Origin of the sequence: Nocardiopsis sp. B62, assembly GCF_018070675.1 — a bacterium.
GTDB classification, from domain to species: Bacteria; Actinomycetota; Actinomycetes; order Streptosporangiales; family Streptosporangiaceae; genus Nocardiopsis; species Nocardiopsis prasina.
The window spans coordinates 72985-87535 of record NZ_JAGPXK010000024.1 but is presented as its reverse complement, the minus strand read 5'-3'; the positions used below and the strand labels follow the sequence as shown (position 1 = coordinate 87535).

The 14551-nt window shown below is 70.7% G+C and carries 14 protein-coding genes; 4 read left to right on the top strand and 10 right to left on the bottom strand.

Annotated elements, in window-relative coordinates; all coding sequences use genetic code 11:
- Positions 1-18: 18 nt before the first annotated feature.
- On the bottom strand, positions 19-1443 hold the full coding sequence (locus tag KBX21_RS21410; RefSeq protein ID WP_049574814.1) for an aldehyde dehydrogenase family protein: 1425 nt from the start codon (positions 1441-1443) through the stop codon (positions 19-21).
- Between the two features lie 149 nt (positions 1444-1592).
- On the opposite strand from KBX21_RS21410, the gene KBX21_RS21405 reads away from it, so the two are divergent.
- On the top strand, positions 1593-2015 hold the full coding sequence (locus KBX21_RS21405) for a hypothetical protein (protein WP_210843290.1): 423 nt from the start codon (positions 1593-1595) through the stop codon (positions 2013-2015).
- A 131-nt stretch (positions 2016-2146) separates the two neighbouring features.
- The gene (locus KBX21_RS21400) at positions 2147-3934 is read left to right on the top strand and encodes a hypothetical protein (protein ID WP_210843288.1); all 1788 of its coding nucleotides are present in this window, start codon (positions 2147-2149) and stop codon (positions 3932-3934) included.
- A gap of 31 nt (positions 3935-3965) precedes the next feature.
- On the opposite strand, the gene KBX21_RS21395 is transcribed toward KBX21_RS21400, so the two are convergent.
- A complete protein-coding gene (locus KBX21_RS21395) occupies positions 3966-4562 on the bottom strand; it encodes an HD domain-containing protein (RefSeq protein WP_049574830.1) in 597 nt (198 codons plus the stop codon).
- 44 nt (positions 4563-4606) lie between these two features.
- Between KBX21_RS21395 and KBX21_RS21390 the strand changes: the two genes are divergently transcribed.
- Positions 4607-5488: a hypothetical protein gene (locus KBX21_RS21390; protein WP_049574833.1), complete on the top strand. Its 882-nt coding sequence runs from the start codon at positions 4607-4609 to the stop codon at positions 5486-5488.
- Between the two features lie 6 nt (positions 5489-5494).
- Here the strand turns inward: KBX21_RS21390 and KBX21_RS21385 are convergent, their stop codons facing one another.
- The 7 genes from KBX21_RS21385 to KBX21_RS21355 all read right to left on the bottom strand — a co-directional run bounded on the left by KBX21_RS21385 (position 5495) and on the right by KBX21_RS21355 (position 12766).
- Positions 5495-5908, bottom strand: coding sequence for an SdpI family protein (locus tag KBX21_RS21385; protein ID WP_210843286.1), 414 nt, complete (start codon positions 5906-5908; stop codon positions 5495-5497).
- Positions 5905-6324, bottom strand: coding sequence for a thiol-disulfide oxidoreductase DCC family protein (locus tag KBX21_RS21380; protein WP_210843284.1), 420 nt, complete (start codon positions 6322-6324; stop codon positions 5905-5907). Before KBX21_RS21380 ends, KBX21_RS21385 begins: the two co-directional genes overlap by 4 nt.
- A 326-nt stretch (positions 6325-6650) precedes the next feature.
- Positions 6651-7754: an ABC transporter ATP-binding protein gene (locus KBX21_RS21375; protein WP_049574841.1), complete on the bottom strand. Its 1104-nt coding sequence runs from the start codon at positions 7752-7754 to the stop codon at positions 6651-6653.
- Positions 7751-8839, bottom strand: coding sequence for an ABC transporter ATP-binding protein (locus KBX21_RS21370; protein WP_049574844.1), 1089 nt, complete (start codon positions 8837-8839; stop codon positions 7751-7753). The genes KBX21_RS21375 and KBX21_RS21370 overlap by 4 nt, the downstream gene beginning before the upstream one ends.
- A gap of 2 nt (positions 8840-8841) precedes the next feature.
- A complete protein-coding gene (locus KBX21_RS21365) occupies positions 8842-9870 on the bottom strand; it encodes an ABC transporter permease (protein WP_049574845.1) in 1029 nt (342 codons plus the stop codon).
- The gene (locus KBX21_RS21360; protein ID WP_017542583.1) at positions 9870-10874 is read right to left on the bottom strand and encodes an ABC transporter permease; all 1005 of its coding nucleotides are present in this window, start codon (positions 10872-10874) and stop codon (positions 9870-9872) included. The genes KBX21_RS21365 and KBX21_RS21360 overlap by 1 nt, the downstream gene beginning before the upstream one ends.
- Positions 10875-11098: 224 nt before the next feature.
- Positions 11099-12766: an ABC transporter substrate-binding protein gene (locus tag KBX21_RS21355; RefSeq protein WP_210843282.1), complete on the bottom strand. Its 1668-nt coding sequence runs from the start codon at positions 12764-12766 to the stop codon at positions 11099-11101.
- A 356-nt stretch (positions 12767-13122) separates the two neighbouring features.
- Here KBX21_RS21355 and KBX21_RS21350 point away from each other — a divergent pair, with 356 nt between their 5' ends.
- Positions 13123-13527, top strand: coding sequence for a hypothetical protein (locus KBX21_RS21350; RefSeq protein ID WP_049574848.1), 405 nt, complete (start codon positions 13123-13125; stop codon positions 13525-13527).
- Positions 13528-14011: 484 nt separating this feature from the next.
- Here KBX21_RS21350 and KBX21_RS21345 read toward each other — a convergent pair whose 3' ends face one another.
- A complete protein-coding gene (locus KBX21_RS21345; protein ID WP_234004012.1) occupies positions 14012-14506 on the bottom strand; it encodes a hypothetical protein in 495 nt (164 codons plus the stop codon).
- Between the last annotated feature and the right edge of the window lie 45 nt (positions 14507-14551).

Sequence of the window (14551 nt, the reverse complement as noted above, 5' to 3'; positions counted from 1 at the left end):
GTCCCCTGTTCCCCGGCCCTACAGGTCGATGCCCGTGAGGACGAGGACCCGCTCGTGGGTGAGGTCCGTCATCGCGGCGCGCAGGCCCTCCTTGCCCACACCCGAACCCTTGACGCCGCCGTAGGGCATCTGGTCGGCGCGGAAGGTGGGGACGTCCCCGACGACCACTCCGCCGACCTCCAGCTCCCGGTGGGCGCGGAAGGCGGTGGGCAGGTCCCGTGTGAAGACACCGGCCTGGAGACCGAAGTCGCTGTCGTTCACGGCGGCGAAGGCGGCGTCTGTGTCAGCGACCCGCTGGACGACCAGAACGGGACCGAACACCTCCTCGCGCACCACCCGGGAGTCGGCCGGGGCGTCGGCCAGGACGGTCGGCGCCACGGTGACGCCGTCACGCGTGCCGCCGGTCAGGAGGCGGGCCCCCGAGGCGACCGCCTCGTCGATCCAGGACGTCACGCGTTCGGCGGCCGCCGCGTCGACCAGCGGTCCGACGTCGGTCTTCGGGTCGGCCGGGTCGCCGGTGCCCAGCGTCTCGACCTCGGCGACCAGACGCCGCACGAACTCGTCGTGGACGGCGTCGGTGACCACGACGCGCTGCACCCCGATGCAGACCTGGCCGGCCTGGTTGTTGCCGAACAGGGCCACCCTCCTGGCGGCCCAGTCGAGGTCGGCGTCGTCCAGCACCACGGCCGCCGCGTTGCCGCCGAGTTCGAGGGTCACGTGCTTGTGCGGGGCGCGCCGCTGGAGCTCCCAGCCGAACGGTCCGCCGGTGAAGGAGATGACGGGCAGCCGCTCGTCGGTGATCAGCGGGGCCGCCAGCTCGTTGGGCATGGGCAGGATCGACACCATGCCCGCGGGCAGGTCGGTCTCGGCCAGGATCTCGCCGAGGATCAGGGCGGTCATCGGGGTGGCCGGGGCGGGCTTGAGCACGACCGGCGCGCCCACCGCGATGGCCGGGGCGACCTTGTGGGCGACCAGGTTGAGCGGGAAGTTGAACGGCGAGATGCCGAGGACGGGGCCCTTGGGGACCCGCCGGACGAGCGCCATGCGCCCGGTGCCGCCGGGGTCGGTGTCCAGGCGCTGGAGCTCGCCGCTGTCCCGGCGGGCCTCCTCGGCGGCCCACCGGAACACCGACACGGCGCGTCCGGCCTCGGCGCGGGCCCACTTGATCGGCTTGCCGCTCTCGGCGGTGATCACCTGGGCGATCTCCTCCGCGCGTTCGCCGATGCGCCGCGAGACGTGGTCCAGGGCCCCGGCACGGACGTGCGCGGGCAGGGCGGCGGCCTCGGCGGACACCGCGTGCGCGGCGGAGACGGCGGCCTCCACCTGCGCCTCGGTGGGCACGGAGACGACGCCCGCCGTCCCGCCGGTGTAGGGGTTGCGGACGGTCAGCTCGGTGTCGCCGGTCGCGGCGGTACCGGCCAGCCAGAACGGGTGCGTGGTCATGTCGGCGACGCTAACCCCCAGGCGACACGGCCCGCCTTGTCCACTGTCGCCAATCCGGGCCCTCGAATTGGCCACTGTGGCGCATACGGTCGGGGAATGTCGGCGCCCCCGGACACCATGGGTCCGAACGAGAACCCAGGGAGCCCGACTTGAGCGTCAGCCTGTACTACAGCGCCCACCGCGACACCCCGCTCAGCGACGCCGAGCGCGCCGGGCTGGGCAGGATCATCGCCGAGGGGGAGAGCGCTCTGACCGCCTTCGCCGAGCACGCGCTCCCCGCCTGGGTCCGTGACGGCGAGGTCACCGACCCGGACCTGGAACCCCGTGAGCTGTTCGAGCCCCTGGCGCCGTACTCCTTCGGCGGTGGGCGCCGGGAGCTGTTCGCCGGATCCAGCAAGATCTCCCACACGGCCAGCGGGCCCGAGCCCCAGATGGCCCAGCTGAACCACTACCTTGCCGCGCTCGCCCGGCTTCGGGACGCGGTTCCCGGCGCGGAGTGGCGTGTGAGGATTGATGACTTGGCCATTCCTTGGGTAGACGGAGAGTACGACCTGGGGTCGGCGGGGCACTGACCCGTCGAAGGGAACCTGGTCAACCGGCTGGCGTAGCGACGGTCCTTCGTCCACAGTGGTGAGGGAGGGCTCTGCCAGCGGGTTCGGCCGGACCCTCGGGTCCGCCGCCGTCGGGAACCCGGGAGTGCCCATTGCCGCTCGTCTACCGCACGTTGGTCGCCGTCCAAGACGACGACGGGGACCTGGTCTCGGTCGCCTCCTCCGTCCTCTCCCGCTGGCTGAGCAAGCGCGGTAACTCGGGTGCGCGAGTGGACTTCGCCGACTCGGGCCGGTACGAGCTGAGCAACCGTTCGCGGGCGCTGGTGGCTCGGCACCACAACGCCGACGAGGGCCTGACCTTCCTTCGGCTGACCACCGAGTCCGAGAAACCCGAGGGCGTGTGGCGCACCCTGGCCACGGTGGTGGTGGACCCCGAGCTCTCCCCGTGGAACTACGTGTGGATCGACATGACCGTCGACCCCACCACGCCCTCGGACTCCCCCCGCTCCGACGTGATGCCGCCCGAGGCCGCGCGCATGCTGCTGGAGGCGGTCGGCGCGCACGACGGCGCCCATCCCCTGCCGTCCTCACCCCGCATCGTGCGCGGGCGCGACGAGGAGGACGTGGCGGCCCTGGTCGCGACCATCCGCGATCCTCTGCGGCGCCTCGCGATCGTCGCCACCGGTGCGCCGCGCGACGTGACCGTGGCCGACTGGCGCACCGCCATGGCGGGGACGCTGTCCCGTTGCACGGGCATGTGCGCCGGTTACGTGCTGGACGGAGCGGCCATGGACCGGGTCGCCGAGCTCCTCCCCCGTGGCCTGGACGTGCCCGTGGGCGGGGTGCGCACCTTCTTACCGGGCGTGGACCCCTCCGACGAGGGGGACGCCCAGCGCCACCCCAGGATGAGTCCGGGCACCCTCGACACGGCCCGCGACGGCGAACGCGTGCGCAACTGGGTGGGCGCCGCCCTGTCCCGGCGGGTGCGCGACAACGCGCTCGGCCTGCGCCTGCCCGAGGCGCTCCGGGCGATCGACGCGTTCCTGGCCGAGGAGACCGAGGACCTGCGCCGGGGTCCGAACACCCGTGCCCCCGTTCCCCCACGGGCACCCTCAGGATCGGGGAACGTCATCGCACACCAGTCAGGGCACGACTCCGTCTCCTCGGTGGAGTTCGCCGCCGCCCAAGCGCAGGAACAGCAGGTGCGTCGGCTCAAGGAGGAGGTGCGCAGGCTCAACGCGCGGATCGGTGAGCTGTCGGAAGAGCACCAGGCCATGCTCGCGGAGACCGCCGACCTCGCCGACGAGCTCGCCGTCGCAAGGGAGGATCGGAGATCGGCCCGGTTCGAGGCGCGGTGGCTGCGCGACCAGGCGAGGGACGCGGGTCTGTTCCGGCTGGCCGCGGCCCCGGCCCCGCGCGACCCCGAGCTACGGCCGCCGTCCAGCGTGGCGGAGCTGCTGGAACGGATCACCGACGGTTCGGCCCTGCCGCACCTGTTCTTCACCATCGAGGACCAGACGGTGTACGAGCTGTCCGACAGCCGCAAGGAGGGACTGTGGGTGACCCGGGCCTGGGAGGCGCTGATGGCCCTGAACGACTACGCCCGCTACCAGTTCGACAACCCGGGCAGCGGGCTGGGCTTCCACTCCTACCTGCGCGAGCCCCCCGACGGTTACCGGGTGATCCCGGTCAAGCGGCTGGCCTCGCAGGAGTCGGACTACGTCCGCAACCGGGGCAAGCTCAACGAGAAGCGGGTCTTCCGGGTGCCGACCGAGGTGGAGCCGGACGGCCGGGTCCCGATGTACGCGCACATCAAGCTGGACATCGAGTACGGCATCTGCCCCCGGCTGTACTTCTTCCCGCACCTGGGCCCGGACACCACCAACCGGGTGTACGTGGGCTACCTGGGACGGCACCTGCCCGTCCAGCAGTCCAACTGAGCCTCACCGGGCCCACAGCGGTTCCTCGGGGTCAGACGAGGGCGTGCCCGAAGGAGTGGGACAGGGCGGCCAGGTCGGGTTCGCCGTACCGTTCCACCAGGTCCTTGAAGCGGATCTCCTTCTCTGGGCCGAAGCGGCTCACCTTGGCCGCGTAGGTGTCGGCGGTGAGGAAGACCGGTGGCTGGCTCTTGCTGTGGAACTTGTCCGCGTACATGACCAGCTCCTCCTCGGGCGACTCGGCGAGGTAGTCGGCGACCGGGATGGGCAGTCCCTGGGCGCGCACGTCGTCGCGGGTGACCCCCACCCCCGTGTGGTGCGAGCAGAACCGGCACAGTGTCTCGGGCAGCCCCTCCCCCACCAGCAGTTCGTGACCGAGCACCCCGTGGCTCACGTAGCGGGGGCCGTCGATCCGTCCGTGCCCGTCCATCAGACGGTAGACGCCGACGTCGTGGAGCAGGCACCCCGCGCGGACGAGATCGGCGTCCACCCCGGCGGGCACGTGGTCGAGCAGCAGCTCGGCGACCTCACACACGGCTCGGCAGTGGGTGTACACGAGCTCGAAGGCCTCGGCGGTGGGCGCGTGACGCTCGTGGAGGGCCCGGATCTCGTCGTCGGTGGGGATCTGCATCCCAGAAGACTAGGGCAGCCGGGACCGGACGTACCCTGGGTGCCGTGACGGGAACGAGGACCGAGACCCTGAGGGGTCTGGCGGAGACGGAGTGGCGCGAGCGCGCCGAACTGCACGGGCGTCGGGTGGACGCCCTGGTCGGCGACCACGTCCGGCGCAGGAGCGCGGGCGAACGGCACCCCGTCGAGGACTTCCTGTTCACCTACTACAACCTCAAGCCCGCGCAGCTGCGGCGCTGGCACCCCGGAGTGGGGACGGTGCTGCTCGGCGAGGGCTCCCGCGAACGGCTCTCCGAGCGCTTCCACACCGAGATCTCCGGCGGGGTGGGCCTGGACGTGCCCGCGTTCCTGGCCGCCCGTCCGGTCCTGGACTTCGTGGAGCGCCTGTTGTCCTCGGTCGCCGAGCGCCCCGCGCACCTGGGCTGCTTCGGGCTGCACGAGTGGGCGATGGTGTACCGGACCGAGGAGGTCCGCCACGGCCAGGTCCCCCTGCGGCTCGGGCACGAGGGCACCGACCGTGTGGTGGAGTCGCACCGGGTCCAGTGCTCCCACTTCGACGCGTTCCGGTTCTTCACTGAACCGGCGCGCCCGCTGAACACGCTCCAGCCCACGAGGGAACGCCAGGCGGAACTGGACCAGCCGGGGTGCCTGCACGCCAACATGGACCTCTACAAGTGGGCGTACAAGCTCACTCCGGCGGTCCCGTCGGAGCTGGTGGCGGACTGCTTCGAACTGTCGAAGGAGATCCGGGTGCTGGACATGCGCGCCTCGCCCTACGACCTCCGGGAGTGGGGTTACACCCCGGTTCGGATCGAGACCGCCGAGGGCAAGGCCGCCTACATGGAGTACCAGCGGGACTTCGCCGAGCGCGGCGCGGTGCTGCGCGAGCGGGTCCTGGACGTGTGCCGGGCCCTTCGGGCGGCCTGATCCCGCTCAGGGCAGCTCGGCGCGACCCACCTCCCCGGCCTCGCGCTCCCGGGCCAACCGGTGGGCTCGCCCCGTGCCGGTCAGGAGCACCACGAGGCTGATCCCGATGGGCACGAGCACGGCGGCGGCCTCCCCGCTCGGGGTGGTCGCCACCGGCAGCAGAGCCAGGCCCGGAAGACAGACCAGCCCGGCGGCGATCGACCAGTGCGCGGAGAGCTCGTGCACGGTGTACCAGGCGTCCTCGCTGGAGCGGGTGTAGCGGGTCCGGATTCCGAAGAACTCGTTCGGTCTGATCCGCCGTCGGGCGCCCAGCGCCCCCATGAGCACCAGGACCACCGTCATGAGCAGCAGACAGCCCATCATGCTGAGGAACGCGCCGAGGGGCGTCGTCTGATCCGAGGCAGCGGCCAGGGGGTTCACGGGGGTGTGGTCCTTCCTCTCGGAGACGGGAGGGCGCAGGTGGCGGTTCCTCCAGGGAGCCGGTGGCGGTTGGCGGCCACGACCCGGTAGGCGGCGCGGTTGAGCACGCGAACCCCGGGCAGCAGCAGGAACCGGCCGAGGGTCCGGGCCGGGAACCCGGCGCCCAGGAGCACCCCGGCGATCGCGTCCCCTCCGGCAAGCCGCTGCCCGTCCCGGTGCACGAGCCAGGCCTGGGCGTCGGTCTCTTCGGGGCTCAGGCCGAGTGCGGGCAGGTCGGAGTCCTGCCAGGCCGCGAAGGAGGTCCGGGTGCGCAGGCGGTCACGCGCGAAGGCGACCGCGCGCTGGCAGAAGCCGCAGTCCCGGTCGTACAGGAAGACCGCCAGCCCGAGGTCGCGCGTGTGCGGGGTGTCCACCATGAGTTCCTCCCGGTTCGCTGCGTCCCCTTCCTCCTTCCTACCCGCCCGCGCCACCCGACCGGAAGTCACGAGGGTCAGGGGCCTCGGGCCCACGGCGCGGTCGGCCCCCGTCACCGGTCCCCACCGGGCTCGACGGGTTCCCTCGTACCGTGGTGAGGGCCTTCGCGCACGCGAACCTGGCGAACGAGGAACGGCTGCGCGCCGAGTTCCGGCGGGTGCACGTGTGCCGCCGGTTCACCCGGCCGGTCGACCTCCCCGGCCGGGCCCGGGCCCGGACACACGAGCGCGCGGGCACCCTCCGGGGGTACCCGCGCGCTCGGTCCGGATCAGTTCGCGCCGTGCACGATCCGCTCGGCCAGCTCCTCGCGGGGCTGGATCTCGCCGGACAGGATCTGCTCGGCGTAGTGGCAGGCCACTCTGTGGGTCGCCTGCCCGCCCTCAAGCGGGCGCAGCTCGGGGCGCTCGGTGTCGCACCGCTCCTCCTGCCGCCACGGGCAGCGGGTGTGGAACCGGCAGCCCGCGGGCGGGTTCGCGGGCGAGGGCAGGTCACCGGCGAGCAGGATGCGCTCCCGGGTGTCCTCCACCGTCGGGTCCGGCACAGGCACGGCCGACATCAGCGACCGTGTGTAGGGGTGCAGCGGGGTCTCGTACAGCTGGTCGCTGGTGGCCTCCTCGACCAGTGAACCCAGGTACATCACCCCCACCACGTCGCTCACGTGCCTCACCACCGCGAGGTCGTGCGCGATCACCAGGTAGGTCAGACCCAGCTCCTCCTGGAGCTCCTCCAGCAGGTTGAGCACCTGCGCCTGGATGGACACGTCCAGTGCCGAGACCGGCTCGTCGCAGATGATGAGGTCGGGCTCCAGCACCAGCGCCCGGGCGATGCCGATGCGCTGGCGCTGGCCGCCGGAGAACTCGTGCGGGTAGCGCTGGAGCGCCTTGGCGGACAGCCCCACCCGCTCCAGCGCGTCCACGACCCGGCGGCGCTGGTCCTCCCTGGTCCTCTGCCTCAGCTCCGACCGGCTCAGCCCCTCGGCCTCCGCACCCTCGGGACCGCCGATGCCGTGTGTCTGGAGGCCCTCCAGGAGGATGGAGCCGATGTTCTGGCGGGGGTTGAGGCTGCCCAGCGGGTCCTGGAAGACCATCTGGAGGTTGGCGCGCTCGCGGCGCATCGACTCCGAGTCGAGCCCGGCCAGGTCGTCCCCGCCGAACCACACCTCGCCCTCGGTGATCTCGTTCAGCCGCAGCACCGCCCGGCCCAGGGTGGTCTTGCCGCAGCCGGACTCCCCCACCAGGCCGTAGGTCTGGCCCTTCTCGATGCTCAGCGAGACCCCGTCAACGGCGCGCACGTGCCCCACGACACGGTCGACAATCACGCCCCGCTTGATGGGGAAGTGGACCTTGAGGTCCCTGATCTCCAGCAGGCTCATCCCCGCTCCTCCTCGTCCTCGCCCACCACGGCCGGGCTCTCCAGCACGGCCCGGTCCACCACGTCGGCGTGGCTGATGGGGTTCACACAGCGGTGGACGTGTCCCGGGTCCCCCACGCCCACTTCGACGAGCTGGGGCGGCCCCTGGAGGCACTCCATGGTGTAGTGGTCGCAGCGGGGCGCGAACGCGCACCCGTCCGTCCACGCGATGTTGTCGTTGACCGATCCGCGTACCGGGGTGAGCGGTTCTCCGCGCGGCGCGTCCAGGCGGGGAATGGAGCCGAGCAGGCCCACCGTGTAGGGGTGGGTGGGGTCGCTGAAGAGCGGCGCTCGCTCGGCGGTCTCCACCGCCCGGCCCGCGTACAGGACGTTGATGTCGTCGCACAGCCCGGCCACGACGCCGAGGTCGTGGGTGATCATCAGCAGCCCCGTGCCCTCCTCGGTGACCAGGTCCTTGAGCAGTTCCAGGATCTGGGCCTGGATGGTGACGTCCAGCGCGGTGGTGGGCTCGTCCGCGATCATCAGGCGCGGCTTGCAGGCCACCGCCATCGCGATGAGCGCGCGCTGGCGCATACCGCCGGACAGTTGGTGCGGGTACTCGGTCAGGCGCCGGGTGGGGTCGGGGATGCCCACCCGGTACAGCAGGTCGGCGGCCTCCTTCCTGGCGGCGGCGCCGCGCATCCCCCGGTGCCGCTTGAGGATCTCGGTCACCTGGAGGCCGATGGGGACCACCGGGTTGAGCGAGCTGAGCGGGTCCTGGAAGATCATCGCCAGCTGGGAGCCGCGCAGGTCGCGCATACGGCGCTGGGAGATCCTGAGCAGGTCCGCCTCCTTCGGCTCCTCTCCCCGGTCGGACAGGCGCATGACCGCGCTGCCGCCGACCTTCACTCCCCGGTCCGGCAGCAGACCCATGAGAGCCAGGGAGGTCACACTCTTGCCGCAGCCGGACTCGCCGACCAGCCCCGTGACCTTGCCCTCCTCCAGCGTGAAGGAGACCCCGTCGACGGCGCGGGTCGGGTTCTGGCCCTTGCGGTGGAACACCACGGACAGCTCGTCCACCGCCAACAGCGGCGTGCTGGAACTCATGGTCACTTCCTCAACTTCGGGTCGAGCGCTTCCCGCAGCGCCTCACCCAGCAGGGTGAAGCCGAGCGCGGTGATGATGATGCCCAGGGCCGGGTAGACGGCCAGGGACGGTGCGCTGGACAGGAACCGCTGGGCCTCGGACAGCATCGTGCCCCACTCGGGGTAGGACGCGTCCGGGTTGCCCAGGCCCAGGTAGGACAGGGCGGCCGCGTCGATGATGGCCGTCGCCAGGGTGAGCGTGGACTGCACGATCACCGGGCCCATGGAGTTGGGCAGGATGTGCGTGACGGCGATCCGACGTTTGCGCACGCCCAGGGCCTGCGCGGCCAGCACGTACTCGCGGTTCCCCTGGGAGATCATCGCGCCGCGCAGCAGGCGGGCGAAGATGGGGACCTGGGCGATGCCGACCGCGATCATGACCGTGGTGAGGCTGGGCCCGACCAGGGCGGCGACGGTGACGGCCAGCAGCAGGGTCGGCATGGCCAGCATCATGTCGATGACGCGCATGATCACGTTGTCGACCTGGCGCCCCCAGCGCCCGCCCAGCACCGAGCAGGCGCCGGCGAGGCCGCCCAGGAGCGCGCCGAACAGGAAGCCGACCAGGGTGGCGACCACGCCGACCAGGAGGGTCTGGCGGGCGCCGATCACCATGCGGGAGAACATGTCCCGGCCGAGGTGGTCCAGACCCAGCCAGTTCTCGGCGCGCGGCCCGACGAACTCGTTGCGGTTCGGGAAGACCTCACCGCCCCAGGCCTGGGAGGTGGGGCTGTACGTGGCGATGAGCGGCGAGAAGAGGGCGATGACGAGGAACACGGCGACGATGACCGCGCCGGTGATCGCCATGGGGCTGCGCCGCATGCGCTGGAAGGCCTCACGCCAGACTCCCGCACCGTGGGTGCCCGCGTCACGGTCGCCCATGAGTTCGGCGAGCCGGTCGACCTTGTCGGCCTTGCGCTGGTGGAACGGGACCTTCTCGTCGGCCACGGCGGTGTCCGGGGCCTCGGACGGGTTCGGACTCGGTGTCGTAGGCATCACTGGGCCCGCACTCTCGGGTCGAGGAGGCTGTACGAGATGTCGACCAGGAGGTTGATGAACACGTACATGGTGGCGATGAGGAGGATGAAGCCGGTGAGCACCGGATAGTCGCGGGTCTGTGTCGCCCCGTAGACGAACGACCCGATACCCGGGAAGGCGAAGACGCTCTCGGTGAGGACCGCACCGGCGAAGAGGCTGCCCGCGAGCAGACCGACCGCCGTGACCACCGGCAGGAGGGCGTTGCGCAGCACGTGGCGGGTGCGCACCGTGGTGCGGTGCAGGCCCTTGGCGTTGGCGGTGCGGACGTAGTCCTCGCCCATGACCTCCAGGACACTGGCCCGGGTCATGCGCGTGATGACGGCCAGCGGGATGGAGGCCAGGGCCAGCCCCGGCAGGACCAGGTGGGCGAGCGCGTCCATGACCACGTCCCACTCACGCGTCATGAGGCCGTCCAGCACCACGAAGCCGGTGATGTCGGTGCGGCTCAGGCCCGGTGAGAGCCGGAAGGCGGAGGGGAGCACGCCCAGGTTCTCGGCGAAGACGACCTTGAGGATGAACGCCAGGAAGAAGACCGGGGTGCAGATACCCAGGAGCGAACCGCCGACGGCGGCGAAGTCCAGCACCGTGCCGCGCTTGCGGGCGGCGAGGTAGCCCAGCGGCAGACCGACGGCGACGGCGAAGATCATCGCGGTCACGGCCAGTTCGAAGGTCGCGGGGAAGCGGAGGAAGAACTCGTCCAGAACCGGTCGGCTGGTCTGGAGGGAGGTCCCCAGGTCGCCCTGCAGGATGTTGCGCAGGAAGGTCAGGTACTGAACCGCGAGGGGTTCGTCCAGGCCCAGGGACCGGCGCAGAGCGGCACGCTGCTCAGCGGTCGCGTCGTCGGGGAGGAGGGCGTACTCGGGTCCGCCCGGCAGTCGTTGGAGCCAGACGAACAGCAGGATCGACAGACCGCCGAGTGTCGGGATCAGCTGTAGGAGTCGCCTGACGATGAATCGCAGCACCTGCGCCGCCTTTCGCCAGTGGTGAGAACGATGGACGCGGAGCGTCCCCCGCCGGGGTGTGGCGGGATGGACGGATGGTCTCTGGGGGGTGCCCGGGGGGGTGCGGCGCGGTGTGCCTTGGGGCAGCGGACCGCCGGGGTGGCCGTGCGGCGGGCCCGACCGGTCAGGACCGGTCGGGCCCGGCGGAGGCCCTCTCCCGGGTCAGGGAGAGGGGGTCTCGCGCCTTACTTCCAGGAAGCCTCGGAGAAGTTCTCCTGGGTCAGGGGGCTCACGTTCGGCGGGTTGACGTCCCCGGAGAACGCGATGGAGGGCGGGGAGCTGGAGATGGGCAGCCCGGGCAGGACGTCCATCACCATCTCGTTGAGCTCCTGGTACCCGGCGATGCGCTCGTCGGCGTCGGGGTTGGTGCTCACTTCCTCCATCTTGTCGAAGAGCTCCTCGTCGTCCATGCCCCAGGCGCTGTTGGGGGTGGAGAACCAGGTGCCGACGAAGTTGTAGGCGTCGTTGTAGTCGCCGGTCCAGCCGAGCAGGTACAGCGGGCAGTTACCGCTGTCGGTCTGGTTGATGTACTCGGCCCACTCGTAGCTCTTGGCCTCGACCGTGACACCGGCCTCCTGGAGGTCCTCCGAGATGACGTCGAAGATGTCCTTGGGCGCGGGCATGTACGGACGGGTGACCTCGGTCGGGTAGCAGAACTCGATCTCGAGGTCCTCCTGGCCCGCGTCGGCCAGCTTCTCCGCGGCCAGCTCCGGGTCGTACTCGATCTCGCGGACGTCCGGGGACCAGCCGTCGAGGGTGTCCGGGTGGAACTGCGTCGCGACCTCGCCGCCCTCGGGGAGGATGGTGTCGACGATGCGCTGGCGGTTCACCGCGTGCGAGAGGGCCTCGCGGACCTCGAGGTCGGCGAGGGCCTCGTTGTCCTGCTGGTAGGCCAGGTAGAGGACGTTGAAGACGTCACGGGTGGGGACCTCGAACCCGGCTTCCTGGAGCGGGCTGACGTCGGCCGGGGCCACCAGGTCGTAGCCGTGGATGTCGCCCGCTTCCAGGGCCTGACGGCGGGCGTTCTCGTCCGGGATGGCCCGGATGATCATGTTCTCGAAGCCCGCCGGGTCGCCCCAGTAGTCGTCGAACCGCTTGAGGGTGATCTCGCCCTGGTCCTGGTTCCACTCCTCGACGGTGAACGGGCCGGTACCGGCGACCGTCCCCGGCACCTGGGTGTACTCGGGCAGGTTGGGGTTGCCCTCCTCACCCGTGATCTCCTGGCCCTCCATGGCCTCCAGGCTGGTGGGGCTCATGATGCCGAAGGCCGCGAGGCTGAAACCGCCCGGGTACAGGGAGGAGTACTCGCTGACCTCGATGACGGCGGTGAACTCGTCCTCGGCGTCACAGGAGACGAAACGCGGGTCCGGCGCCGCGTAGGCCTCGTCGTTCTCCGCGAAACCGCCGAAGATCTTCTGCCAGTAGTACGAGTTGTTCGAGCTCTGGTAGGCACCGGAGAGGTTGAACCAGCGGTCGAAATTGGCGCAGACCACGTCGGCGTTCAGGTCGTCGCCGTCGTGGAACTTCACACCCTGCTGGAGGTTGAAGGTCCAGACGGTGCCGTCATCGGACTGGTCCCAGGATTCGGCCAGTCCACCGACGATCTCAGAACCGCCGGATTCGTGTTCGAGAAGGGTCTGGAAGACCTGGCGGCTGTATCGGAACGTCTCACCGTCGCTGGCGAGGAAGGGGTCGAGCGCGGTGATGTCACCGGCGGAGGCGAAGACGAACGGCTGGGAGTCGTCGCCACCTCCGTCGGCGCGGTCACTCTCCGCACAGGCGGTCGCCACAAGCGTGAGCGACGCCGCGACGGCCAGGAGGCCGAGCGGCTTACGGGAAGACTTCGTGAACATGGTCCACCTCAGGGATGGGGGACGGGGGTTTGGGGCCCGGAACGATGATTCGGACCCTAAACCGCGCCATGACCACCTGGGAAGGTAGACGGCTGGGTATTAATACAACCGTTTCAGATCTGTGCCGTGATCCATAGATCGGCATTTGGCTCGCATGTGTTTAACTGAGCGTCAACTTCCCCGGGGCCCCTCCCGCCCCAGCGTCGTGACAATGGGTATTCACCCGAGCACAATTCCGCTTTCTTTATCCGATCATGGGATGAATGACTTTCTCTACCGAATGTCCGTTTTTTGTTTCCGTTCCGTGAACGGGCCCCAAGGCGCCGGAGGCATGCGGTTCGTCCTATGATCTGCGGATGAACACTCCCCTAGACGACGCGGAGCTCACCGCGTTCCTCGAAGGCCAGGACACCACCTGGCTGGCCGAGCAGCTCATGCTCGTCGCCGACGAGGACCCCATCACCCGCATCCGCCTGAGTGCCGCGGCCGGAGCGGAGAGCGCGGTGGAGGAGGCCCGAGGCCTCGCGCTGACGCGGGTCACCGAGCACTCCCCCCAGGAGGCCGCCACCGACCCCGACGACGGGGACCCACTGCACCGGTCGCTCGACCTGCTGGACGACCTCCTCGACTACGGGTTCGAGGACGAGGTGGGAGACATCGCGGACGAGGCCCGCGAGATCTACGTCAACCGTCACGGGGAGGACGGCAGCGAGCACCTGGCCCGCCTGCACGTCCTCGCGGACGGCGAGGAGGAGGACTGAGCGGCGGCGCCTGAGGCGGGACCCCCGGACGGAAGGGGCCCGGCGGTGAGCGTCCCGTGACCACACGGGCCACGCGCGCCCCGGGCCCACGGCGTCCCAGTACCGTGCCGAAGCCATGGACGAGCGGGGACAACGGCCGACGTCGTCCCAGGTCGCCAGGTATGAGCCCAGCAACCCGGGGATGGACCAGTCGGATCGTCCAGCTCCGCCCCGGGGGCAGTGAGCCCCCGCGAACGCGAGAGTGGACCGTGGCTGGACTCGCGAGCGGAACTCGGGATCCTGTGAGCCCGCGAACGCGGGGACGGCCGCCGCCCCTCTTCAAGCGCACCTCATGATCGTGAGCCCCCGCGAACCCGGGAGTGGACCGTCCTTCATCCTGGAGACCAGGTGCCCGGCGACGTGCCCCGCGAACGCGGCGACGGACCGCGCGGACGGGAAAGGGGTGCCCCGACCAGTGGCCGGGACACCCCCTCGTGGCGAACTCCTAGGACTCGCACCAGCGGCGGACGTTGGTGCTCCACAGGGCGATGTTGGTGACGATGGCGAAGAGGGCCACCACCACCGCGACCAGCAGCATCGGAGTGTCGGCCAGGCGGGCCGCCGTGTTGAGCGCGGAGACGGCCACGCCGAGGGCGACCACCGCGCCGAACTGCGCCATGCGCCACAGGACGTATCCGGCGCGACGCACGGGCAGCACCAGCGCCACCAGGCCCAGGGTGACCAGCGACGCCAGGACCACCTGCACCCACAGGTCGCGCACGATCGGCGCGGGCGCGCCAGCGTCCAGCGTCGCCCACGCCCGGTAGGCCAGCCCGGCGAACGCGGCGGCGGTGACGAACATCAGGACACAGGTCTGCCGAACGTCCTGCGGGGGCCGCACACCGGGGCGACGCGCGGCGAGCAGGCTCTGCCGGGGGGCCGGCAGCACACTGAACGGCCGGGAGTCGGAGGTTACGGGGGACGTCTGGGTGTCTTGCATGACGAACAGGTTCGCGTGCCGGGGCGTACTACACAAGTGGAGCAA

Bases quoted from the DNA above. Each gene is read 5' to 3' on its own strand.
- KBX21_RS21410 (WP_049574814.1), bottom strand. From the start codon at position 1,443: ATGACCACGCACCCGTTCTGGCTGGCCGGTACCGCCGCGACCGGCGAC.
- KBX21_RS21395 (WP_049574830.1), bottom strand. From the start codon at position 4,562: ATGCAGATCCCCACCGACGACGAGATCCGGGCCCTCCACGAGCGTCAC.
- KBX21_RS21380 (WP_210843284.1), bottom strand. From the start codon at position 6,324: ATGGTGGACACCCCGCACACGCGCGACCTCGGGCTGGCGGTCTTCCTG.
- KBX21_RS21375 (WP_049574841.1), bottom strand. From the start codon at position 7,754: ATGAGCCTGCTGGAGATCAGGGACCTCAAGGTCCACTTCCCCATCAAG.
- KBX21_RS21370 (WP_049574844.1), bottom strand. From the start codon at position 8,839: ATGAGTTCCAGCACGCCGCTGTTGGCGGTGGACGAGCTGTCCGTGGTG.
- KBX21_RS21365 (WP_049574845.1), bottom strand. From the start codon at position 9,870: ATGCCTACGACACCGAGTCCGAACCCGTCCGAGGCCCCGGACACCGCC.
- KBX21_RS21355 (WP_210843282.1), bottom strand. From the start codon at position 12,766: ATGTTCACGAAGTCTTCCCGTAAGCCGCTCGGCCTCCTGGCCGTCGCG.
- KBX21_RS21350 (WP_049574848.1), top strand. From the start codon at position 13,123: ATGAACACTCCCCTAGACGACGCGGAGCTCACCGCGTTCCTCGAAGGC.
- KBX21_RS21345 (WP_234004012.1), bottom strand. From the start codon at position 14,506: ATGCAAGACACCCAGACGTCCCCCGTAACCTCCGACTCCCGGCCGTTC.